Source organism: Caulobacter sp. GW821-FHT05F04 (assembly GCF_059419665.1).
The window spans coordinates 54,445-75,902 of sequence record NZ_JBWKSF010000007.1 but is presented as its reverse complement, the minus strand read 5'-3'; the positions used below and the strand labels follow the sequence as shown (position 1 = coordinate 75,902).

General features: G+C 67.2%; 19 protein-coding genes and 1 pseudogene. 4 read left to right on the top strand and 16 right to left on the bottom strand.

What is annotated here, in order from left to right:
• Positions 1–6: 6 nt before the first annotated feature.
• Both AC07R7_RS18240 and traG read right to left on the bottom strand, forming a co-directional pair.
• On the bottom strand, positions 7–483 hold the full coding sequence (locus tag AC07R7_RS18240; RefSeq protein WP_494636153.1) for a ribbon-helix-helix protein, CopG family: 477 nt from the start codon (positions 481–483) through the stop codon (positions 7–9).
• Positions 455–1,714 (bottom strand): annotated as a pseudogene (gene traG / locus AC07R7_RS18235) (IncP-type conjugal transfer protein TraG); the annotation flags it as partial. The gene AC07R7_RS18240 and the pseudogene traG, both read right to left, overlap by 29 nt.
• Here traG and AC07R7_RS18230 point away from each other — a divergent pair.
• The gene (locus AC07R7_RS18230) at positions 1,640–1,813 is read left to right on the top strand and encodes a DUF736 family protein (protein WP_494636330.1); all 174 of its coding nucleotides are present in this window, start codon (positions 1,640–1,642) and stop codon (positions 1,811–1,813) included. The pseudogene traG and the gene AC07R7_RS18230 sit on opposite strands and share 75 nt — an antisense overlap.
• Before the next feature lie 169 nt (positions 1,814–1,982).
• Here AC07R7_RS18230 and AC07R7_RS18225 read toward each other — a convergent pair whose 3' ends face one another.
• The 5 genes from AC07R7_RS18225 to AC07R7_RS18205 form a co-directional block, all read right to left on the bottom strand.
• Positions 1,983–2,840 carry a pentapeptide repeat-containing protein gene (locus AC07R7_RS18225; protein ID WP_494636152.1) on the bottom strand — a complete coding sequence of 286 codons (858 nt, stop codon included), beginning with the start codon at positions 2,838–2,840 and terminating at the stop codon, positions 1,983–1,985.
• On the bottom strand, positions 2,833–3,696 hold the full coding sequence (locus AC07R7_RS18220) for a hypothetical protein (protein ID WP_494636151.1): 864 nt from the start codon (positions 3,694–3,696) through the stop codon (positions 2,833–2,835). The genes AC07R7_RS18225 and AC07R7_RS18220 overlap by 8 nt, the downstream gene beginning before the upstream one ends.
• Positions 3,697–3,848: 152 nt before the next feature.
• On the bottom strand, positions 3,849–5,138 hold the full coding sequence (locus AC07R7_RS18215; RefSeq protein ID WP_494636150.1) for a hypothetical protein: 1,290 nt from the start codon (positions 5,136–5,138) through the stop codon (positions 3,849–3,851).
• 192 nt (positions 5,139–5,330) lie between these two features.
• Positions 5,331–7,499, bottom strand: a complete 2,169-nt coding sequence (locus AC07R7_RS18210) for a ParB/RepB/Spo0J family partition protein (protein WP_494636149.1) — start codon at positions 7,497–7,499, stop codon at positions 5,331–5,333.
• A gap of 388 nt (positions 7,500–7,887) precedes the next feature.
• On the bottom strand, positions 7,888–8,418 hold the full coding sequence (locus AC07R7_RS18205; RefSeq protein ID WP_494636148.1) for an antirestriction protein ArdA: 531 nt from the start codon (positions 8,416–8,418) through the stop codon (positions 7,888–7,890).
• Positions 8,419–9,122: 704 nt separating this feature from the next.
• Here AC07R7_RS18205 and AC07R7_RS18200 point away from each other — a divergent pair.
• Positions 9,123–9,419 (top strand): helix-turn-helix transcriptional regulator, encoded by a 297-nt coding sequence (locus tag AC07R7_RS18200; protein WP_116566930.1) that lies wholly within the window; start codon positions 9,123–9,125, stop codon positions 9,417–9,419.
• Positions 9,420–9,491: 72 nt separating this feature from the next.
• On the opposite strand, the gene AC07R7_RS18195 is transcribed toward AC07R7_RS18200, so the two are convergent.
• From AC07R7_RS18195 to AC07R7_RS18160, 8 genes are all read right to left on the bottom strand, one after another.
• Positions 9,492–10,748, bottom strand: coding sequence for a tyrosine-type recombinase/integrase (locus tag AC07R7_RS18195; protein ID WP_494636147.1), 1,257 nt, complete (start codon positions 10,746–10,748; stop codon positions 9,492–9,494).
• Between the two features lie 318 nt (positions 10,749–11,066).
• Positions 11,067–12,626 (bottom strand): glutamine-hydrolyzing GMP synthase, encoded by a 1,560-nt coding sequence (guaA, locus tag AC07R7_RS18190; protein WP_494636146.1) that lies wholly within the window; start codon positions 12,624–12,626, stop codon positions 11,067–11,069.
• Between the two features lie 42 nt (positions 12,627–12,668).
• Entirely contained in the window at positions 12,669–13,946 is a 1,278-nt protein-coding gene (locus AC07R7_RS18185) for an RsmB/NOP family class I SAM-dependent RNA methyltransferase (protein WP_494636145.1), read from the bottom strand.
• Positions 13,946–14,341 carry an MAPEG family protein gene (locus AC07R7_RS18180; RefSeq protein WP_492838377.1) on the bottom strand — a complete coding sequence of 132 codons (396 nt, stop codon included), beginning with the start codon at positions 14,339–14,341 and terminating at the stop codon, positions 13,946–13,948. The genes AC07R7_RS18185 and AC07R7_RS18180 overlap by 1 nt, the downstream gene beginning before the upstream one ends.
• Before the next feature lie 3 nt (positions 14,342–14,344).
• Complete coding sequence (gene guaB, locus AC07R7_RS18175; protein ID WP_492884662.1) at positions 14,345–15,808, bottom strand: IMP dehydrogenase; 1,464 nt, start codon at positions 15,806–15,808, stop codon at positions 14,345–14,347.
• 155 nt (positions 15,809–15,963) lie between these two features.
• On the bottom strand, positions 15,964–17,010 hold the full coding sequence (locus AC07R7_RS18170) for a potassium channel family protein (protein ID WP_492884660.1): 1,047 nt from the start codon (positions 17,008–17,010) through the stop codon (positions 15,964–15,966).
• Positions 17,007–17,717, bottom strand: coding sequence for an RlmE family RNA methyltransferase (locus AC07R7_RS18165; RefSeq protein ID WP_125157503.1), 711 nt, complete (start codon positions 17,715–17,717; stop codon positions 17,007–17,009). The genes AC07R7_RS18170 and AC07R7_RS18165 overlap by 4 nt, the downstream gene beginning before the upstream one ends.
• On the bottom strand, positions 17,714–18,823 hold the full coding sequence (locus tag AC07R7_RS18160; protein WP_492884658.1) for a Ppx/GppA phosphatase family protein: 1,110 nt from the start codon (positions 18,821–18,823) through the stop codon (positions 17,714–17,716). Before AC07R7_RS18160 ends, AC07R7_RS18165 begins: the two co-directional genes overlap by 4 nt.
• Before the next feature lie 163 nt (positions 18,824–18,986).
• Between AC07R7_RS18160 and hspQ the strand changes: the two genes are divergently transcribed.
• Both hspQ and phhA read left to right on the top strand, forming a co-directional pair.
• Entirely contained in the window at positions 18,987–19,316 is a 330-nt protein-coding gene (hspQ, locus tag AC07R7_RS18155) for a heat shock protein HspQ (protein ID WP_125157501.1), read from the top strand.
• 81 nt (positions 19,317–19,397) lie between these two features.
• Positions 19,398–20,282: a phenylalanine 4-monooxygenase gene (gene phhA / locus AC07R7_RS18150; protein ID WP_492884656.1), complete on the top strand. Its 885-nt coding sequence runs from the start codon at positions 19,398–19,400 to the stop codon at positions 20,280–20,282.
• On the opposite strand, the gene AC07R7_RS18145 is transcribed toward phhA, so the two are convergent.
• Positions 20,237–21,454 (bottom strand): acyltransferase family protein, encoded by a 1,218-nt coding sequence (locus AC07R7_RS18145; RefSeq protein WP_494636144.1) that lies wholly within the window; start codon positions 21,452–21,454, stop codon positions 20,237–20,239. The genes phhA and AC07R7_RS18145 overlap by 46 nt on opposite strands.
• Positions 21,455–21,458 lie beyond the last annotated feature (4 nt).

Genomic DNA, 21,458 nt, shown 5'->3' with positions numbered 1-21,458 from the left:
CGCAAGTCAGGCCTGCACATTCCCTGGCAGCGATTCGCCCTCTGCCGAATGGTCGACCGCTACGTCATCGCGCAGGAGTTTGCCGGTAGAAAGCCGTTTGGCCAGGGTGTCGACGAACCGCGCATACCGCTCCCGCCCAACATCGGCAGCCGCCTGATCATCAGCGGAATTCATCGCCGGCGCATTGCGCAGCCAGGTCCGCACGAACAACGCCACCGCCTCATTCGAAATCGTCACGTCCCACTCCAGCCGCTCGATCTGCCGACTCATCCGATCCAGGCGCCGCGTCACCGCCGCCTCCATCGCCTCGGCGCTGTCTGGCGACAGGTAGCTCGCCAGCGCCGCGACCATGATCTCGGACTTGGATCGCCGCGTTCGCCGCGCGGTCTCATCCAAGGCACGGGCGACATCGCCGGGGAGAAAGACCTTGGCCTGAACCTTCATCGCCTCGGCCTCACAGCGGAATGCCGTCGTCAGGATCAAGCGCCGCTTGGCGCGCCGCGCTCCTGAATCGGCGCTGCACCTCCGCCGCCTGCTGAGTTTCGTCCCCCTCTCCATCCAGATCTAGATCGACCCGCGGTTCTGGCGTCGGCGCGGGCTTCGGCTCCTGACCCGCCAGTTCAGGCTCGATCCGATGGCCGCCTTCGTCGGCGGTCGCCGCCCGATCGGCGCCGCCGTCGGAGGTGGCCGACAGAGCCGTAGCCCAATCGTCGCCCGTACTCGCGGCGGGCAAACGCATTCGGCTCGTGGGCGGCGGCCCTACCCTGCCCGCCAGTCGCCGGTCCAAATAGTACCGCACCTTGCGCGCCCTGATTGGCGGCGCCCCCGACACCTGAACCACTTCCTCGTCCGGCGGCAGCTGCATCACCTCGCCTGGCGTCAGCAGCGGCCGCGCCGTTTCCTGACGACTGACCATCAGATGGCTGAGCCATGGCGCCAGTCGGTTTCCGGCATAATTCTTCATCGCCCGCAGCTCGGTGGCGGTGCCCAGGCTGTCGCTGATCCGGCGCGCGGTGCGCTCGTCATTGGTCGAGAACGCGACGCGGACATGGCAGTTGTCGAGAATAGCGTTGTTGGGGCCATAGGCCGCCTCGATCTGGTTGAGGCTCTGCACAATCAGGAAGGCCTTGATCCGGTATCCGGCCATGAAGGCCAGGGCCTGTTCGAAGAACTCCAGCCGCCCGAGCGCCCGAAACTCGTCGAGCATCAGCAGCAGCCGGCGCCGTGATCGTGACGCCTCCAGGCCTTCGGTCAGCCGCCGGCCGATCTGGTTGAGGATCAGGCGGATCAATGGCTTGGTGCGGCTGATGTCGGACGGCGGCACGACCAGATAGAGACTGACGGGTCGATCGGCCTCGACCAGATCGGCGATGCGCCAGTCGCAGCGGCTCGTGACCTCGGCCACCACCGGATCCCGGTAGAGTCCCAGAAAGCTCATCGCCGTCGACAGCACCCCTGAGCGCTCGTTGTCGCTCTTGTTGAGCAGTTCCCGCGCGGCGCTGGCGACCACGGGATGGACCCGGTCGCCCAGGTGCCTGGTGGTCATCATGGCCCGCAGGGTGGCCTCAATGGTTCGCTGGGGATCGGCCAGGAAGCTGGCGACGCCGGCCAGGGTCTTGTCGGCCTCGGCATAGAGGACGTGCAGGATCACCCCGACCAGCAGGCTGTGACTGGTCTTCTCCCAGTGGTTTCGCCGCTCAAGCGCCCCTTCGATCTCGGCACCAACTGGAAGAAGGTCAGCAAAGACGAGGCGGACTACATCTCGATCGAACTGGACGATCCGAGCCTCGGCAAGGCGACGAACACCGCCTGATGGCGACCTCCGACAGCTACGCCCAGGTCTGGTCGAGACCCAAGGCCAGGACGGCGGAGACCGAAGAGGACTGACCGGCTGGGCCGCTGCGCCGAAAGGCGGGGCGGTCTTCGCCGTCCAGCGGTCATCCCGAGATCCGACGCACGCGCCGCAAGGCCCGCCCCCGGTTTCAGGCCGGTTCCGGGGCCCGAACGCGCTTGGGAAAGATGGCTCCCCTTTTGGCGAACTCGTCCTCGCCTCGGTGATCCAGGCCGGGATTCTCCCCGAACCGCGCGCCTTCTAAGTCGGCGTTGTCGAACGCCTCCTTGCGGATGGCGCATCCGAAGAAGTTGCTCTCCGCCAGGCGCGCGTAGTCGAAGTGACAGGTCGTCAAATCCAGGCCGCTCAGATCGCAGGACGTCATGATCGACGCATCAAAGCGCACGTCCCGCAGGCTCATGCCCGTGAAAACCGTCCGCGAAATCTCGGCCGTGGCGAACTGTGTGCCGACGATCTGCCCCCCGCGAAATTCGGAGGTGTTCAGGTAGGCCTCCCGAAAGTCCATAGCCAGAAGCGCGGAGTTGTAGATCCTGGCACCATGCAGCTGGGTTCCGCGGAAATCGCAGTCGTGGATGTTGCTGTCGGTGACGGTCAGATTGTCGAACTGGGTTTGGGCGAAAACGCTGTCGCGGACGGTGGCGGCGGCGAAGCGGGTCGAACGCCCCCTGGCATCCGAAAACCGGCACGTCCGAAGCTCGCTTTCCAGGAACTCGGTGTTGTTCAACAGGGTATGGGTGAAGTTGACTTCGGCGATGTCACAGGCGTCGAAGGAAAAGCCCGACACGTCGTTGGCTCCGAAGTCGCGTGCATGCAGTTCCGCTCCGCGAAAAATATCGCGATCGATACCGCAGGCGTTGACCATGGCGATCAGCGACAGCCCTTCGGGCAGGTCGAGGATCCGCAGGAGCTGAAGGAACTCCGCATCGGCCTTGCTCGTGCTCAGTTCAAGCTGTTTGACGAGCTGGGCCCTGACCGCAAAATCACTCATTGCCACCCTCCCTGATCGCGCGCTGGTCGGTGATGACGGCCTGCTCGCCCGTGGCGGCCTGATCGGCGGTGTCGATCACGATCAGCGTCTGGCTTTCGCAGATCTCCCGGATGAGCGGGATGATGTTCAGCTCGATCAGCGAAAGGTGCTTCTTCCAGTCGAGGAAACGCAGCGCGTACTGGCGGATCAAGAAGGCCTTGTCCGGCGACACGGTCGCCGGCCAGATGCCGCCGACGCCGCTGATCATTATGTCCTTCTGGGAGACCTTGAGGGCGGCTGTGATCCGGCCGGCCCCTGGCCCCAGAACAACCCTGCACCAGTCCTCCGGCGATACGCGCCCCCTGAGCGGCGCGGTCGGCAGCGGCGGGTCGAAGGAGAAGCGCAGGTAGTCGTCGCCGCCTCCGACGACCACGTTGGCGAAGCTGTCCTTGGTCGCAAGCTTGTGGCGTTCTCCTCCGATGGTCGTCAGGCTCTGGGTGTTCTTTGACGACGCCGTCAGCTTGCTCGGGCTCGCCGTAGCCGCTTCGAGCGCCGTGCCGTCCTCCCTGCCTTTCTGGGTGGTGCTCGAGCCGGTGTATTCGAACTCGTGCTCCTGGAAGGACTCCAGCTTGATCTCGGAATCCAGGGCGGCGTTGACGTCGCCGGCGCTGCATCCGTCGAAATTGATCTGCACCGTCGCGCGGCGGAGATGGTAGCGAACCGAGCCGAAGAGATTATCGCACTCTTCTTCGTTGAAGCGGACCTTGAGGATCAAGCTGCCCCGGTCGCCGCCATCCTCCAACCGCAGATCCATCTTCATATTGGCCAGGCCCGGGTGCTTTTGCACCCGCCGTCCCTGGCTCACCTGAAATTCCATTCGCGCCCCCTGATCGGCCAACGGAACTCGAAACGCAGGGCGCCGCCGCCATGCACACGCATTCATATGACGCGCTGGCAAGCGCAACCACAAGTCACGATCGACATCTCGCCTCGCGTCGCGCTCAAGGCGCCCGCGCCTTAAGCGCGAACCTAGCGACCGCGTGGCGTCTTGAGGTTCGGCCCCATTGCCTTCGGACGCGACCGAACCTTCGCAGGCTCTGCCGCCTTCGTCTTACGGATCAGCGGCCGCTTCAGATTGAGCTTGGGCTTGGCCTTGGCCAAGCACCCCAGCCGCGCTAGGCCGTCGAGGGCGGCCGCGTCCAGGCCCTTGAGGAAGACGTTGGGGCCGTCCTTGGCCAAGCGGGGACCGAAGAACTTCTCGTAAGTGGCGCGCGTGCGCTCGGCGACCTCCTCGTCGCCGCCGGTGACCAGGACGATGTTGGGACGGCTGGTGCGGCTTCGCTCGACGCGCTTGAGCAGCAGCTTGAACTCGTAGTCGGCGGCCGGCAGCGAGTAGCCGATGAAGATCCAGTTCCTGGCCCCGTAAAGCAGCTCCTCGGCCGTCTGCCAGGTGCGGGCGTGCATGGGGAAGTCGAGCGCCTTGCGATAGCTGAAGGTGGCGATCCGGGTGCCCAGGGCGTCGGCCTCGCAGGTGGGACAGTTCACGGACGGGTCGGCCTTCGAGGTGAGGCCCGTAGCCTTGCGCACGGTTTCCCAGTCGCGCTCGCGGAAGAGCTGGCCAGCCACCTTGAACGTCTGGTCGGGCGGCGCCCAAAAGACGTGGCGACAGGCGTCGCAATAGAGCCAGTTGATCGAGCCATGCGGCTTGAGGATCGTGCCCAGCTGACCCGCCTGGGGGCGAAGCGACAGGCCCCTGGCCGTGAACTTTGCGGCCTGGGCCGCGCAGCCGTAGTCGAAGGCCTGGATGCCATGGGCGTCGCCCAGGCCGCGCTCGATGACCATGTCCCAGTTCATGCTGAGGAAGGCGCAGGCCGATGGCTCGACGCGGCCGAAGAACTTGCGAAGCGCCAACAGCGGCTCTTCTTCGAGCCGCTGGGCGGTGGCGTAGCGCTGGGAGAGCATGCGCACGGTGCGCACGATCAGCGCCCGGCGGACAGTCCGCAGGACGGCCGGCGGGAAATCGGGTCCCAGATGGTGGCCGGTGTTGGCCGACAGGTCGATGGTGGTGAAGAGGTCTTCGAGTTCAGGCCAGTCCTGCGGGGCCGGATCGTCAGGGTGATGAAAACCCTTCTCGACGAACCGACGGATCATGGCCACCAGCCCCTGGCTGGGCGTCCCCTTCTTCATGTGTTCCACCGCCAGGAGCTGACGCGTGAAATCGAAGGCCAGCGGCAGGCCGGCATTGGCCGAGAACCCCGCCCCGACGATGAAGATATTGGCCGGCGTGTCGCCCGCCCCCGCTCTCGTAGCCGCAGCCATCTTCCGCCCCCTGTTTCCGCCCGGAGCCAAGGTTCAGCCGGAAGACCGTCCGCTCAAGTACAAAAACGCCCATTTCCCGAGAGACCGAAGCGGACCAGAACGCAAGGAAGCGGCCGATCCCAAAGGATCGGCCGCCCCAACGCCCGCTTGAGCAGCCGGATGCGGGGTGGCTATCGCCGCCCCGCCCTGGCGCTACTCGGCCGCCACCTCCCCGGCGATCACCGCCTCAGGCTCTGGAGACGCCGCCGCGCCGCCGTCCAGGCCCTCGACCTCTTCGCCATCGCCGCCGTCCTCCCCTGCTTCATCGGCCGGGGCCGCCTCCTTGCCGGCCTGGACCGGGACGAAAGCCGGAAGGCCGGGCGTGCGCAGCAGGGCCGGAAGCCAGCGGGCAGCCACCAGCTGGGGCTCGGCCGCCTGGGTCATCTCCGTCTTTTTGAGCTTGGCCAGACGTACGGCGGCTTCGGGAGACACCGCCTCGGCCACGGCCGCCAAGATGTGGCCCTTGGTGGCCCCGCCGAGGTAGTGCTTGGCGGTCGGGGTCCACCAGTCGGCCATGTCCAGGCTGAGCGCGGCGGCCATCTGGTCGGCGTGCGCCCAGGGACCGGGACGGCGCTCCCAGCCGTGGACGGCGTTCAGCGACAGTCCCACGCAGTGGGCCAGCAGCGACAGGCGGCTGTCGCCGTCCATCCCGACCACGAAGTCCCAGAGGTCGCCGGGGTAGCGCGGCATCTGCGCGGCCCAGGCGGCATGGCGCTCGGCGTTAGCGACCCCGGCCGGGCTGTCCTCGATCCCCTGGCCGTCGGCATTCAGGTCATGGGGATAGATGCGCACGTCCAAGCAGGAGGGGACGGCGCTGGTCGCGCCGAAGACGCGGCAGACCAGGACATGCAGGAGACCGACTAGAGCGAGATCGGGGTCTTGCGCGAGCGCCAGACGCAGGGCGGCGGTGCGATGGGCGGTGAGGTCGGATTTCAGCCAGGCCGACAGGGGCGCGGTCGGGTCGGCCACGGCCTCCGCCTCGTCATCGTCGTCCTGATCGCCGGCCTCGCCGGGAACCTCGCCGTCCGAGGCCGAAGCCTCATCCTCGCCGCCCTTTCCGGCCTCGTCGCTGGCCTCTTCCTCGGCCTCCTCCTCGACCGGGACCTCTTCGGGCCGCACAAAGCCACGCTCGATGCGGACCTCGCCATCGTGACCCAGGACCACGAGCGCCCCGGCGAAGGCCTTTTCGGCCGGGTCGAAACCGTAGCTTTCGGCCAGCTCGTCGAGGTCGGCGTCGATGCGGGAAAGGCGCGCCTCGTCGTCCGCCGGTAGGTCGTCGAGATCGGGCCAACGCTCGATCAGGGCCTCGCGCTCGGCGAGAAGCGCCGCGCGCCGGGCGGCCTCCTCGTCCGGGAGCGGCAGGGTCTTTTCCCAGATGCGGGAAAGACCCAGGCCGTGCGGATAGTCGATGTAGGCCGCCGTCCACTTCCAGCCCTCGGCCTCGCGCAGGCCGGTGGCCAATGCCGCCAGCTTTTCGGCCGCTAGCCGGTCGAGCAGACCCACATCTTCCAGCCAGCCCTCGCCGGCCTCGGTGAAGAGATCGCGCAAGACCGGGCCGCCGGCCGCGACATAGGCGTCGAGACCAACAAACGCCGCCCGGCGGTCGGCGGCGGCGACCTTGTCCTCGACCATGGCTCGCCGGATGGCGTGGGTCGCACGCTGATAGGGGAGCAGTTGGGCGAAGACCTGCATCTGGCGCTCGACATCAGGATTGACCGCGAAGGCGATCACCTGTTCGAGCGTCAGGCCGCCCTCGCGGTAGAGGTCGAGCAGGGCGGGCGCCACCGCGCCCAGGCGAAGACGCTGGCGCACGATGTCAGGCTTGACCCCGAAGCGCGCGCCGATCTCCTCGGCGCTCCAACCGCGCCGCTCGGACAGGTCTCGAAACGCCTCGAAGGCGTCGGCCGGGTGCATGCCCTCGCGGCTGACGTTCTCGTCGAGCGAGATTTCGGCCGGGTCGTTGGTGGTGTCGACCACGCAGCGCACGGGCGTGGTCTTGGGCAGGAGCTTGCGCTTGGCCAGGAGCCGCAGGGCCTGACGCCGGCCTTCGCCGATGCTGACCAAGAAGCTTCCAGTTTCGCGACCATTCTTGACCTCGGGCTCGACGACGAGCGGCTGAAGGACGCCCTTGGCCCTGATCGAGGCGGCGCGAGCCTCGATGACCTCCGCCGGATGGCCGACGCGCCGCGCGTTGCGCGGCGAGGCCTTGAGGCGGTTGAGGGGGATTTCTCGCACCTCGCCGACCTGAGCGGCGAGGACTGGGGCGGCGAGGACAGCAGCGACGTCGCCGGCGGCGACGGCGGTTTCTGAGTTGGCAGTCATGATCTCCTCCATGGGAAGACGGGTTCAGGCGCAGAAGGCGCGCCTGAACCCGGCGCCCGTCGGCGAGACCGGGGGTGCAAGCGGAGCGGCCGGCTTCGCGGGGACCCGGCTGCAGGGCGCGGCACGCGCCCGAAGCTGGGCGGAAGCCGGTCCGAAGCGCGCCGGGGGCGGAGCCCCAAGCCACGCGGCCGCGGCAGCGGCCGGAGAGGAGGAAGATCGTTTCGCCGTGACCTGACGGCCCCCTGGGATAGTGGATCCATGAATCGATAGCCGGGCGCGCCGCCGCCCAAAGCGGCGGCGCGCGGCCTAGAGCTTGACCATGAGGCCTGACCGGCGGGCGCCGCCGGACCGGAAAGGGATGCTCCTTGCCCCGGCCCGGCCATGCAGGTCAGCGCGCCCAGAACACGTGAACCTCGTCATGGGCGGTTTCGAGGGTGAAGATGTCGCCGCTCATCCGGGCGTTCTCGCCCATCGCCTCGTAGTCGATGTAGAGGCGAAGGGACTCGGGGATCTCGACCGTCTCCTCGGTCAGCTCTTGGAAGCAGTCGGCCAGGCGCTCGAAAACGCCGCGATACTGCTCATCCAAGGCGGTTCCCGCCGCGTCTAGGTTGCCCCCGAAGTGATCCAGCACCAGCGCGCCCAGCCTGCCGCGCTCACGCACGAAGGCGGCAATCTCCACCACCTTGGCGATGCCGGCATATTCGGCGATCTCCACACCTCCAAACCCCTCGTAGTCGTGGATGGCGTGTTCCTCGGCCCCGGCCACGGGCGAGGCCTTCAGCATCGCGGCGATCTGCGCCCACACGGCGTCGGCGTCGTCCCCGACATCGATCCAGGCGCCATGCAGCCAACCGTTGTTGTAGGCGGCCAGGCAGGCGACATAGATGCGCGGTTCGAACTTTTCAGCGGCTTGTCCCATCGTCCTCCTCCTTGAGGCAGGGGTTCGTCATCGAACCCTTGCCCGTCGGCGAGACCGGGGGTGCAAGCGGAGGTGCCGGCTTCGCGGGGACCCGGCTGCAGGGCGCGGCACGCGCCCGAAGCTGGGCGGAAGCCGGTCCGAAGCGCGCCCGGGGCGGAGCCCCAAGCACGCGGCCATTAGGCCGCCAACAAGAATGAAGCCTGCACAGGAGCCCGCGCGAAGCGCGTGGCGGGAGGCGGCGTCGAGCGGCCGGCGGCGCCCCAAAGGCGCCCGCCAGGCGTCGCGCCCGTAGGAGCGGCGAAAGCCGCGGGACCGAGCGTGACCGCCGGCCGCTCTCCCGATCGGGTGGAGCCGGACGCGAAAGCGTCCGGTGGGAACCCTTCGGCGACGATCGCCCTGTCACCCAAGCGGCGGCCAAAGGGCGCGCTCCGGCTATCAAGGTGGCCCGACGTTTCTCAAGCCGCCGGGCCTGTCTCCGACCGTTCTCAAGCCGTCAGCGACACGGCAACAGTTCCCCAACCGGGGCCCCGGCGCAATACCGGAGAAATACGGGGTCATGCGACGAAGCCGCGCCCTCGTCGGCACGTGCTGACCAACGACAAACCGCCGTTCGCCTGCCTTTGCGCGCCATTGCCGCATGCGGCGAGCTGCCCCCTTCACCAGCCGACCGGGAGAGGCTTAGGTCGAGGCGAAGGAGCAAACCCATGTCCGCCACCGCCTCCGACACGACCCGGCGCCACCCCGACTCCATGCCGACCCGCGCGATCCGGCGCGGCCAGCTGCGCCAGATCGTGCCGCTGGCCGACACCACGATCTACGAGATGGAGCGACGTGGGGAGTTCCCGCGCCGCTTTGCCCTCACCCGCCGCTGTGTGGTCTGGGACCTCGCCGAGGTCGAGACCTGGCTGGCCGAACGCAAGCGCGACGCGGAAGCTGGCGTCCAAGACCGCGCGCCCCTGCCTGACGTCCGAGACCGCAAGACCCGCCCTGTAATTCGGTGAGAGGCCGCCTGATCGGCTCGCCGGTAGAGCGTCTCGTTTACACCGAGAGGTTCGGGGCGCCGATCCGCGCGCTCAAGCACGCGGATCCAAAGTGACCCCATGCAACTCGGCGGGCCGAAGGGTCGGGACATGCCGCTCTCCCCTCACCCAGGCGTCGATCATGTCCGCCCACTCCTGGAGCATGTGCCGACGCTGATGGGCGTATTCGGCGACATTGTAGACCCGACGCGAGGTCCGGCGATCGACGTGGGCAAGGCACTTCTCGATCCAGTCGCTTTCGAACCCGATCTCGTTAAGCAGGGTCGAGCCCGTCCGGCGCAGGTCGTGGACGGTGAAGGGCGCGATGGGCAGTCCTTGTTCCTTGGCGCGCTCGGCGATGCTCATGGTCACGCGGTTGAACGTCGCGCGCGACATCGGCTGATCGGGCTCATAGCGCGACGGGAGCAGGTACGGCGAGTTCCCCGCACAGGTCTTCAGGGCGATCATGATGTCGAGCGCCTGGGTCGACAGGTAGACGTTATGAGGCCGTCCGGCCTTCATCCGAGCGGCGGGGATACACCAGACCGCGTTGACGAAGTCGACCTCGTCCCAGGTGGCGTCCTGCAGCTCGCTCTTGCGGACCAGGGTCAGCAGGATGAGCTTCATGCCCAGTCTGATGGTCGGCAGCGTCGGCACCTGCTCCAGGAGCGGATAGAACAGCCGGATCTCCTTGGCCGACAGGGCCCGTTCGCGCGGCACGAACGACCAGATCGACGACGGGCTGACGTCGCTGGCCGGGTTCTCCACCTTCTCGCCATGCAAGCGGGCGAAGGCGAAGATCAGGTTGACCTGGTCGCGGATATGGATCGCGGTCGCGGGCGCGCCCCGGCCCTTCACCGTCTGGCATAGAGCCCGGATATCGGCCGGCTCGATCTCGGTCAGCAACCGGTTCTTGAAAGCCGGTTCGACGTCGCGCTCGTAGATAGAGCGCCGCATGGCCCGGGTGCTTTCGGCCATCCGGGCTTCCTCCAGCCACTTGCGGCCAAAGTCGCCGAAGGTCTTGGCGGCCTTGATGCGGGCCTTGTCCCGCTGCTTCTCGATGGCGGGCGAGATCCCTTCCCTCACCTTGCGGCGGGCCTCCATGCCCAGCTCGCGCGCGGCGAGCAGGCTGATGCCGTCCCGACCATAGCGGCCGAGGGTCAGGGTCTCTCGCCGGTTGTTGATCCGGTAGTCGAGACGGAAGGAGATGGACCCGGCGGGAGAGACCACCACATAGATACCGTCACGGTCCGCAACCTTGTACGGTTTCTTCTTTGGTTTCAAAAACTTGAGTGCGGCGTCAGTGAGCATGAACGGCCTCCTGCGCACCCCGAAAACCGCGAAAAAGGCCGCAAAATACCGTCATGCCGAAAACGGCATGATGGAAATGCCTTTTCCTGAGTAAATTCAGGGGCTTGATGCTGGAAAAAGTACCGTCAGGCCTGACTTGCCGTGACGGTATCAGCCGCTCGCCCTCGCGAGCAAGGTCGTGAGCTTACCGTCAGCCACGCGAAAAGTGAACTGGCTCCCCCTGATCGTCGCCGATCGCCGGGGAGACAGAACACAAATTATTTCAATGATTTAGGCGATATTCGCGATAGTCCGCGAAGGTCCCGAAAGGACCCTGAATCATTCCCACTCGATGGTGCCAGGCGGCTTGCTGGTCACGTCGTAGACCACCCGGTTGACCCCTCGGACCTCATTGATGATCCGCGTGGCCGTCTTGCCCAGGATCGGCCAGGGGAACTCGAAGAAGTCGGCGGTCATGCCGTCGGTCGAGGTCACCGCGCGCAGGGCCAGGACGTTCTCGTAGGTGCGCGCGTCGCCCATGACGCCGACCGTCTTGACCGGCAGCAACACGGCGAAGGCCTGCCAGATCTGGTCGTAGAGGCCGGCGTTGCGGATCTCCTCCAGATAGATGGCGTCGGCGTCCTGCAGGACCTTGACCTTCTCGGGCGTGATCTCGCCGGGGATGCGGATGGCCAGGCCCGGGCCGGGGAACGGGTGACGACCGACGAAGGCCGGGGCCAGGCCCAGCTCGACGCCCAGGGCGCGCACCTCGTCCTTGAACAGCTCGCGCAGCGGCTCGACCAGCTTGAGCTTCATATAGTCCGGCAGACCGCCGACATTGTGGTGGCTCTTGATCACCGCCGAGGGACCGCCGCGGGCCGAGACGCTCTCGACCACGTCGGGATAGAGCGTGCCCTGGGCCAGGAACTCGGCGCCGTCGATCTTGGCGGCTTCCTTGTCGAAGACGTCGATGAACAGGCGGCCGATGGTCTTGCGCTTGGTCTCGGGGTCGCTGACGCCGGCCAGCTCGCCCAGGAACAGGTCGCCGGCGTCCACGTGGACCAGCGGGATGTTGTAGTGGTCGCGGAACAGGGTGACGACCTGGTCGGCCTCGTTCTTGCGCAGCAGGCCGGTGTCGACGAACACGCAGGTCAGCTGGTCGCCGATCGCCTCGTGGATCAGGACGGCGGCCACCGAGCTGTCGACGCCGCCCGAAAGGCCGCAGATCACCCTGCCGGTCCCGACTTGGTCGCGGATCCTCGTGACCATCTCCTGGCGGAAGGCCGCCATGGTCCAGTCGCCCTTCAGCCCGGCCAGGGCCAGGAAGTTCTTGTAGATCTTCGAGCCGTTGACGGTGTGGACCACCTCGGGGTGGAACTGGACCGCGTAGATCTTCTTCTCGTCATTGGCGATGGCCGCGAACGGGGCCCCGGTCGAGGTGGCGATGACTTCGAAGCCCTCGGGGATGGCGGTGACGCGGTCGCCGTGGCTCATCCAGACGGTTTCCAGCTCGCCAATGCCCGCCAGGCCCTGGAACAGCGGACTGTGCTTGCCGATGGTCAGGTCCGCGCGGCCGAACTCGCCCGCGTGGCCGCCCTCGACCCTGCCGCCCAGCACGTCGCACAGCAGCTGCTGGCCGTAGCAGATGGCCAGCATCGGCAAACCGAGGTCGAACAACTTGCGGCCGATACGGGGGCTGTCGTCCTCGAGCACGCTGGCGGGGCCGCCCGACAGGATGATGGCGGCGGGTTTGTAGTCGTCGACCAGGGCCTCGACCTTGTCGAACGGATGGATCTCGCAATAGACGCCGGCCTCGCGCACCCGGCGCGCGATCAGCTGGGTCACCTGGCTGCCGAAGTCGACGATCAGGACGCGCTGGTGTTCGGTTTCGGTGGTCATCGGCGGGTCTCCAGCGGTCTTCGTTTCAATCAGGGCGTCAGGTCAGGGCGTGTACGAGGATCGCTCCAACACGGCGGCGAAGAAGCCGTCCGTCCCGGCGCGATGAGGGGTCAGGCGTAGATAGCCTTCGGGCGTGACGTGCTCGACGCCCTCCAGGGCGATCGGCTTCACGGTGAATTCGGGGTGGCGTTCAAGGAAGCCGGCGACACGGTCCTCGTTCTCGTCGACCAGCAGCGAGCAAGTCACATAGACCATGCGTCCTCCGGCCTTCACGAAGGTCGAGGCGTCCTCCAGCACGCTGTCCTGCTCGATCTGGCGCTTGACCAGCTGGTCGGGAGACAGGCGCCACTTGGCGTCGGGGTGGCGGCGCCAGGTGCCCGCCCCGGTGCAGGGGGCGTCGACGAAGACGACATCGATCTTGCCTTCCAGGCCCTTCAGCGGCGTGGCCTCGATCGGCGAGCGGATCTGCAGGTTGCGAACCCCTGCCCTCTGGCCGCGCCGGATGCAGTCGGCCAGACGCCGGGCGTCGCTGTCATGGGCGAAGATCTGGCCGGTGTTGCCCATGGCGGCGGCGAGCGCGAGGGTCTTGCCGCCCCCGCCGGCGCAGAAGTCCAGCACCTGCTTGCCCTTGACCTCGCCGGCCACGGCGGCGGCGATCTGGGAGCCGAGGTCCTGGACCTCGAACCAGCCCTTGGAGAAGGCCGGCACCGCCTCGACCGACGGCGCGCGGTCGGCGGCGGCGGGCGCGGGGATGCGGAAAGCGTTGGGCAGGACGCCAGCTGGCGCGGCGTGGATCGGGGCCAGGGCCTTGGCGGCGCGATCAGCGTCGGTCTTCAGAGTGTTGACCCGCAGGTCGACCGGGGCGCGTTCGGCCAGGGCTTGCATCTCGACCGCCTGGTCGGCGCCGAAGGCCCGCACCAGACGCTCTTCCAGCCAGTCGGGATAGTCGCCCGCCACCGGGGCCGGAGCCGCGTCCAGCGAGATCGGGTGAGCCAGACGTTCACGCTCGCCATCGGTCAGGGCGCCGAAGCCGTGCTCTTCCGAGGCCGCCTCGGCGATGCGGTCAGGCGTCCATTTCCAGGTGAAGGCCAGCACACCCAGCACCGCCCCACGCGCGCTCGCATCGCCCATCATCCAGCCCAATGAACGCTTGCGGCGAAGGGCGTCCAGGACCAGGCCCGAAACGAAGGCGCGGTCCTTGGAACCGGCGTAGCGCGCGGTCTCGCCCCAGCGCTTCAAGGCCATCTTCGAGGGAAAATGCCGCGTCTCGATCTCGGTCAAAACCTCGATCGCCGCCGAAACCCGTCCGCCGTCGCGCATCAGACCACCAGGGCCGCGAGCAGCATCAAGATCCCGACCATCGAGGCGACCCAGGTCAAGCTGCGCACATAGGGCACGCCGAAGGCATAGAGCGGGATATAGACGGCGCGCGCCGCCACATAGATCAGCGCGCCCAGCGAGGTGAGCTCGCCCAGGCGACCGCCGAGATAGTCGACCAGCACCAAGACCGCGAAGAATGGAAATGTCTCGCGGAAGTTGGCGAAGGCGCGTTCCAGACGCCCCGCGACGCCGGTCAGCACGACCGGCTCGTCGCGGGGGCCCGCATTCCACTTCAAGCCGCGCTGGGGCTGGGCGGCCGCGGCCGCCCACAGCAGGTGGACGATCCCGATCAGGACCGCCGCCGCCAGCATCTGAAGCTCGAAGGCCATCCGCATCGCCTAGACCGCGCTCGGATAGTTCGGGGCTTCGCGGGTGATCATCACGTCGTGGACGTGGCTTTCACGCAAGCCCGCGCCCGTGATGCGCACGAACTTGGCGCGCGCCTGCAACTCGGGGATGGTCGGCGCGCCGACATAGCCCATCGCCGCGCGCAGCCCGCCGACCAGTTGGTGCAGCACTGGCGAGATCGGCCCCTTGAACGGGGTCTGGCCCTCGATGCCTTCCGGCACGAGCTTGAAGCTGTCCGTCACTTCCTTCTGGAAATAACGGTCGGCCGAGCCGCGGGCCATGGCGCCCACCGAGCCCATGCCGCGATAGCTCTTGTACGAGCGGCCCTGGTAGAGGAACACCTCGCCCGGCGCCTCTTCGGTTCCGGCGAACATCGAGCCCAGCATGGCGGTCGAGGCCCCGGCCGCGATGGCCTTGGCCAGGTCGCCCGAGTACTTGATACCGCCGTCGGCGATGATCGGGGTGTTGCTCTCGCGACCGGCGCGCACGGCTTCCATGATCGCGGTCAGCTGCGGCACGCCCACGCCCGCGACGATGCGGGTGGTGCAGATCGAGCCCGGGCCGATGCCCACCTTCACCGCGTCGGCGCCGGCGTCGATCAGGGCGCGGGCGGCGTCGTAGGTGGCGATGTTGCCGGCCACGATCTGGACGCGGTTGGCTTCGCGCTTCAGGCGGCTGACGGCTTGAGCGACCTGGCTGGAGTGGCCGTGCGCGGTGTCGATGACGACGACGTCGACGCCGGCGTCCACCAGGCCCATCGAACGCTCGAAGCCGGCGTCGCCCACGGTCGAGGCCGCGCCGACTAGCAGGCGGCCCTTGTCGTCCTTGGCGGCCAGGGGGTGAGCCTGGGCCTTCTCGATGTCCTTCACCGTGATCAGGCCGACAGCGCGATAGGCCTCGTCGACGACGATCAGGCGTTCGATCTTGTGCTTGCGGAGCAGCTCGCGCGCCTCGCGGTGATCGATCCCCTCGCCCACCGTGATCAGGTCCTCGCGGGTCATCAGCGCCGAGGCCGGGACCTTGTCGTCGCCCTCGAAGCGCATGTCGCGGTTGGTCAGGATGCCGACCAGCTTGCCCGAGCCGCGCTCGACCACCGGGAAGCCCGAGATCTTGCGGCGGGCCTTGATCTCGCGGATCTCGGCCAGGGTGGTGTCGGGATGGATGGTCAGCGGATTGATGACCATGCCACTTTCGTAACGCTTGACCTCGCGCACCTGATCCGCCTGCTCCTCGTTGGTGAGGTTGCGGTGCAGGATGCCCAGGCCGCCGGCTTGCGCCATGGCGATGGCGAGGCGGCTTTCGGTCACCGTGTCCATGGCGGCGGACACGAGCGGTATGTTCAGACTGATTTCACGCGTGAACCGGGTCTCGGTCGTCACCTGGGTCGGCATGACGTCGGACGGGCCGGGTTCGAGCAAAACGTCGTCGAAGGTGAGCCCTTCGCGAATCTCCATCGGAGTCTCCATTTTGCGGCGCGTATGTAGCCGCGAGGCCGCCGGTTGTCGACCCGCCGCGAAGGCGAAATGGGGATCATTTTTTCCAAGGCCAGGCGAACCCTCGCGCCAGACCCGCCCAACGGGGCCTCTGACGCCCCAGGACGCCGTCGATGTCAGGTTTCCATCGTCGGCAGTCCCAGCCGTCCCAGCTTCGAGACGACCGCCACGCCATCGCCAGCGTGAATCACCTCGTCGGGCTTCGGCCCATCGATGACCCGGCCATCGCTTCGATCGAGGCGGACGACGAGCAGGCCTCCCCCCCGTCGTTCGAAATCGCCGACCGTTACGCGGCGCGCCGCGAACGACGCCGGGGCGGTGACCACGCTGAGGTCGAGACCGAGCGCGGCGAGGTCCTCCTCTCGCGCGCCCGTGTCGGACCGCCCCTCGCGCAGGAAATTGGCCAGCCGGGGGTAGAGGATGATCTCGGCGATCCGCTCGGCGCCGATATGGGCCGGCATAACCACCTTGTCCGCGCCCGCCTGGATCAGCTTGCGCTCGGTGCTGGGCCGCTCGCCGCGGGCGATGATCTCCAGCTTGGGATTCAGGCTGCGCGCCGACAGGGTGATGTAGACGTTGGCCGCGTCGTCGGGCAGCACGGTCGCCAGGACCTTGGCCCGCTCCACATGCATGGCCCGCAGCACGTCCTCGTCGGTGGCGTCGGCGTGGCGACACAGGAAGCCCAGCGCCCTCGCCTCGCGGCAGCGCTCTTCGTCACGCTCCACGATCACGAAAGTCTCGCCCGCGGCGCTCAGTTCGCTGGCCAGCATCAGCCCAATGCGACCGAAGCCGCAGATGACGATGTGACCCTCCAGCTTGTCGATGTCGCGTTCCACGCGCTTTCCAAAGAAATGTTCGAGTTGCGATTGGGTCAGGGCCTGAACCAGGGCGCCGGTGACGATAATGACTCCGGTGCACCCGAACACCATCGTGGCCATGGTGACGCCGTGCAAGTAATCAGTGTTGATCGGCCTGACCTCGCCATAACCCACCGTGAAGATGGTCAGGGTCACCATGTAGAGGGCTTCATCGAACGACCAGCCCGCCCGCATGTAGGCCAATATCGCGCACGCGGCGACGATCAGGACGAAAACTACCGCCAGACCCAGATTGCGGAAGGGCCGCGCGATCAGCTTCTCAATCACGCCGCTCTGGCCGTTCACCGTCCCTTGAACCCCGTCGCGACCAGGAAGACCTCCGAGCTGTCGGCGCGGCTGGCCTTGGGCTTGAAGTGCTGGACCTTGTCGAAGTGGCGCTTGAGGCGACCAATGACCTCGGCGGTCTCGCCGCCCTGGAAGGCCTTGGCGACGAAAGCGCCGCCCGGCTTCAGCACGTCGATGGCGAACTCCGCCGCGATCTCGATCAGGCCGACGATGCGCAGGTGATCGGTCTCGCGGTGGCCGACGGTGTTGGGCGCCATGTCGGACAGCACGATGTCCGGCGGGCCGTCCAGCAACTCCAGAAGCTTGCCCGGCGCGTCGTCGGCGGTGAAGTCCATCTCCAGGATGTGGGCCGGCGCCACCGGGTCGACGGGCAGAAGATCGATTCCCGCCAGTTGAGTCACCCCGCGCTCGACGGCGATCTGCAGCCAGCCGCCCGGCGCGCAGCCCAGGTCGATGACCTTCGCGCCCTTATGGAAGAAGCGGAACTTGTCGTCGATCTCGCTGATCTTGAAGGCCGCGCGGCTGCGATAGCCGAGGGCGCGGGCCTTGGCCGAGAACGGGTCGTTGATCTGGCGCTCCAGCCAGGCCTGCTGGCTGGGCGTGCGGCCATAGGCCGTCTTCAGGCGCGCGGGCTTGGCGCGGCCGCCTTCGGTGCCTCCGGCCGGCGGCTTGACCATGCGCTTGCGGGGAGGCTCTTCATCGCTCATGCGGCTACCGGCTTCTTGGACGATCCGCCGCGACGACGCCGACGCGGGCGCTTCTGCTGGTCGGACATCAGGGACATCAGAAGCCCCTCTCTAAGCCCTCGGTCGGCGACACGCACGCGCGAACATGGCCACAGCTCCTGAACGGCCTGGAGAATGGCCGCGCCGGCAAGGACGAGATCGGCTCGATCCGCGCCGATACACGGCTCCAGGGCCCGCTCGGCCGCCGTCAGTCCCTGCAGGCGTTCAGACGCGACGTCGCAGTCGGCGCGGTCCATCCAGAGGCCGTCGACGATGTTGCGGTCATAGCGCGGCAGGCCAAGATGCAGACCCGCCAGGCTGGTGATCGCGCCGGACGTGCCGATCAGGTGGGCCCTGCCCTCGGCGAAGATCTCGCGCATCGGCTCTGCGTGCGGGAAAGCCTCGATCCGGACCTTGACGTCGTCGACCATGGCCCGGAACCAGCCTTCCTCGGCGCGCTCGCCCTCGGGGAAGCGCTCGGCCAGGGTGACGACGCCCACGGGAATCGACAGCCAGGCCTTGATCGGCAGCTTCCACGCGGCGAACTGGCGCGGCTTGGCGTCGAGGCCGCCGCCCTTCAGGTCGACCCATGACAGCTCGGTCGAACCACCGCCGACATCGACCACCAGGGCCGCATCCTGCTCGCGGTCGAACAGGCTCATGCAGCCGGCGACCGAAAGCTGAGCCTCCTCGCGTGGGCTGATGATCTGCAGCTTGAGGCCGGTTTCCTCCTGCACGCGCCTGACGAAGTCGGGACCATTTGTCGCACCCCGGCAGGCCTGGGTGGCCACGGCCTTCACGCGGATCGCCTTGCGGCGACGGATCTTCTCGGCGCAGACCTTAAGCGCCGCCAGCGAGCGTTCCATGGCCGCCTCGGACAGTTGGCCGGTCTGCGACAGCCCTTCGCCAAGACGCACGATGCGGGAATAGGCCTCGACGACGCGAAACCCGCGCGGCGTGGGCGTGGCCACCAGAAGGCGGCAGTTGTTGGTCCCCAGGTCGAGCGCCGCGTAGCAAGCGACGGACTCATCCTGAGACCTCCGGCGCCGGCCGTGTGGCGCGCCGGGCGCGCGCGGCGCCTCCGACATGGTCTCTACTACCTGTCTCGCAGGCCTTCGCGAACGGTCGCGAAGCCTCACTTCGAGTCGACCATAGCACGGCGCTCGCCTCTCGAAAGGCGCCCGCTTGTGTTCCGCGTTCTGACCTCTACGTTCAGGATTCAGTCAGGTCCGCCCGGCTATCCTTAACGCCATGAACTCGAGACTCGCCAAATTCGCGATCGGACAGGTCGTCAGGCACCGCATCTTCCCGTTCCGGGGCGTGGTGTTCGACGTCGACCCTGTGTTCGCCAATACCGAGGAGTGGTGGCAGTCCATCCCGGAAGACATCCGGCCGACCAAGGACCAGCCTTTCTACCACCTGCTCGCCGAGAACGAGGACAACAGCTACGTCGCCTATGTGTCCGAGCAGAACCTGCTGCCCGACGACAGCGGCGAGCCCGTCGGCCACCCGCAGACGGCGGTGATCTTCGAGTCGTTCGATCACGGGCTTTACAAGCTTCGTCCCCGAATTTCCCACTAGGCGGCACGCTTCTCCGCCGAACACGGTTCTGGGCGCAAACTCCGAACAGCATTTGCCAAATACGGGGCGTAGCGTCGTCGCATGAGCGGAGATGGCTTTAGCAAGGGACCGCCCCCGGGCGCCCGTCCCGACTGGACGATCGATCAAGGCTGGGAAACCTATTCTCAGGCCGAGCACGACGTCTGGATCACCCTGTATGAGCGTCAGGCCGACATGCTGCACGGCCGCGCCTGTGACGCGTTCATGCGCGGCCTCGACGCGCTGGACCTGCACCGCACGGGCATCCCTGACTTCAATCGTATCAACGAGGAGCTCCAGCGCCTGACCGGGTGGAGCGTGGTCGCCGTGCCGGGCCTGGTGCCCGACGACGTCTTCTTCGACCACCTGGCCAATCGGCGCTTCCCGGCCGGCCAGTTTATCCGCAAGCCGCATGAGCTGGACTATCTGCAGGAGCCGGACATCTTCCACGATGTTTTCGGCCACGTGCCGATGCTGACCGATCCGGTCTTCGCCGACTACATGCAGGCCTATGGCCAAGGCGGCCAGCGGGCGGTGGGCCTGGGTCGCCTGACCAATCTCGCCCGTCTCTATTGGTACACGGTGGAGTTTGGCCTGATGAAGACGCCGGCGGGTCTGCGGATCTACGGGGCCGGCATCGTCTCGTCGCGGGCGGAGTCGATCTTCGCCCTGGACGATCCCTCGCCCAACCGCATCGGTTTCGACCTGGAGCGGGTGATGCGCACCAACTATCGGATCGACGACTTCCAGCAGGCCTATTTCGTGATCGACTCGATCCAGACCTTGCAGGAAGTCACGCTGCGCGACTTCAGCGCCCTCTATGAGCGCTTGGCGGGCGCCAGCGAAATTGGTGTCGCCGAGATCCTCCCCGGCGACACCGTCATTACGCGCGGCACGCAGGCCTATGCGAAAGCCGGCGGGCGCTTGGCTTCGGCCGCGGCCGGCTGACCCTTCAGGCCGAACAGTATCCGCACGCCCGGAATGCGCCGCACGATCTCGTAGGTGGCGAAACAGCCGGCGAACGTCGCCACGATCAGGATCGCGCCCTCCAGCCCCTGGGGCAGGCCCAGCTTGGCCAGATGGTAGGCCATGACCACGATCAGGGTCTGGTGGACCAGGTAGAAGGGGAAGACGCCCAGGGTCAGGTAGCGTAGCGCCGGGCCGCCCTTGTTGGCCAGATGCTTGGCCCCGAAGCCCAGGATGGCGACGATGGCGCACCAGGTGTCGGCGGCGAAGACGAAGCGCATGACCAGCTTCAGCTGCGGCGGGGGAACCGCCGTGTCGCTGCGATAGGTCCAGACATAGACGCTCCAGGCCGCCCAGGCCGCGACAGCCAGCGCCAGCGCCGGCCAGCGCATGGCGGTCAGGCGATCGCGCAGCACCTCGGACTTGGCCAGGCCGAAGCCCAGCAGGAAGGCGCTGAACGAGACCGCGTGGACATAGTGGTCGCCGACCAGGGCGTGGGTCTCGCCATACTTGGCGTAGAGCGTGGCGCGCAGCATCCCCAGGAACAGGATCGGCCAGCCGAACAGACCCACGCCCTTCAGCGTCCACTCGGCGGCCGTCTGGATGTGCTGGCCGGCCTTCTTCCAGACCAGCAGCATGACGGCCAGGACCAGGGTGTAGAACAGCAGATAGGCCACGAACCACATGTGGTTCCAGGTCGGTGTGGTCAGGCACTCGCCGTCGGTCCCGCACCAGTGGCCCGAGGCGGTGGCGTAGCGGATCCAGAAGTTGTCGACCGTCAGACCGCTGTTCGGATGCAAGGCGATGTACTCGACCACCTGGTAGTAGGACTGCGGTGGCACGATCACGAACATCGCGAACAGCAGCGGCGGCAGCAGGCGGGCGACCCGGGCCCAGGTCAGCTTCCCGACCGGCGCCTTGTCCGCCATGAACCGCGTCGCCGCGCCGGAGACCAGGAACAGCAGGGTCAGGCGCCACGGATTGGTCAGCAACATGAAGGGCATCAGCCCCTCGACCACGCGCGGCGACTTCACGTGCCATTCCCACGGCACGTAGAACATGCCGGTATGGTAGAGGATCAGCAGGAAGAACGCGCCGACCCGAATCCAGTCGAGGTCGTAGCGCCGGTCGAGGGGTAAGGCAGTCGTGGTCATGAAG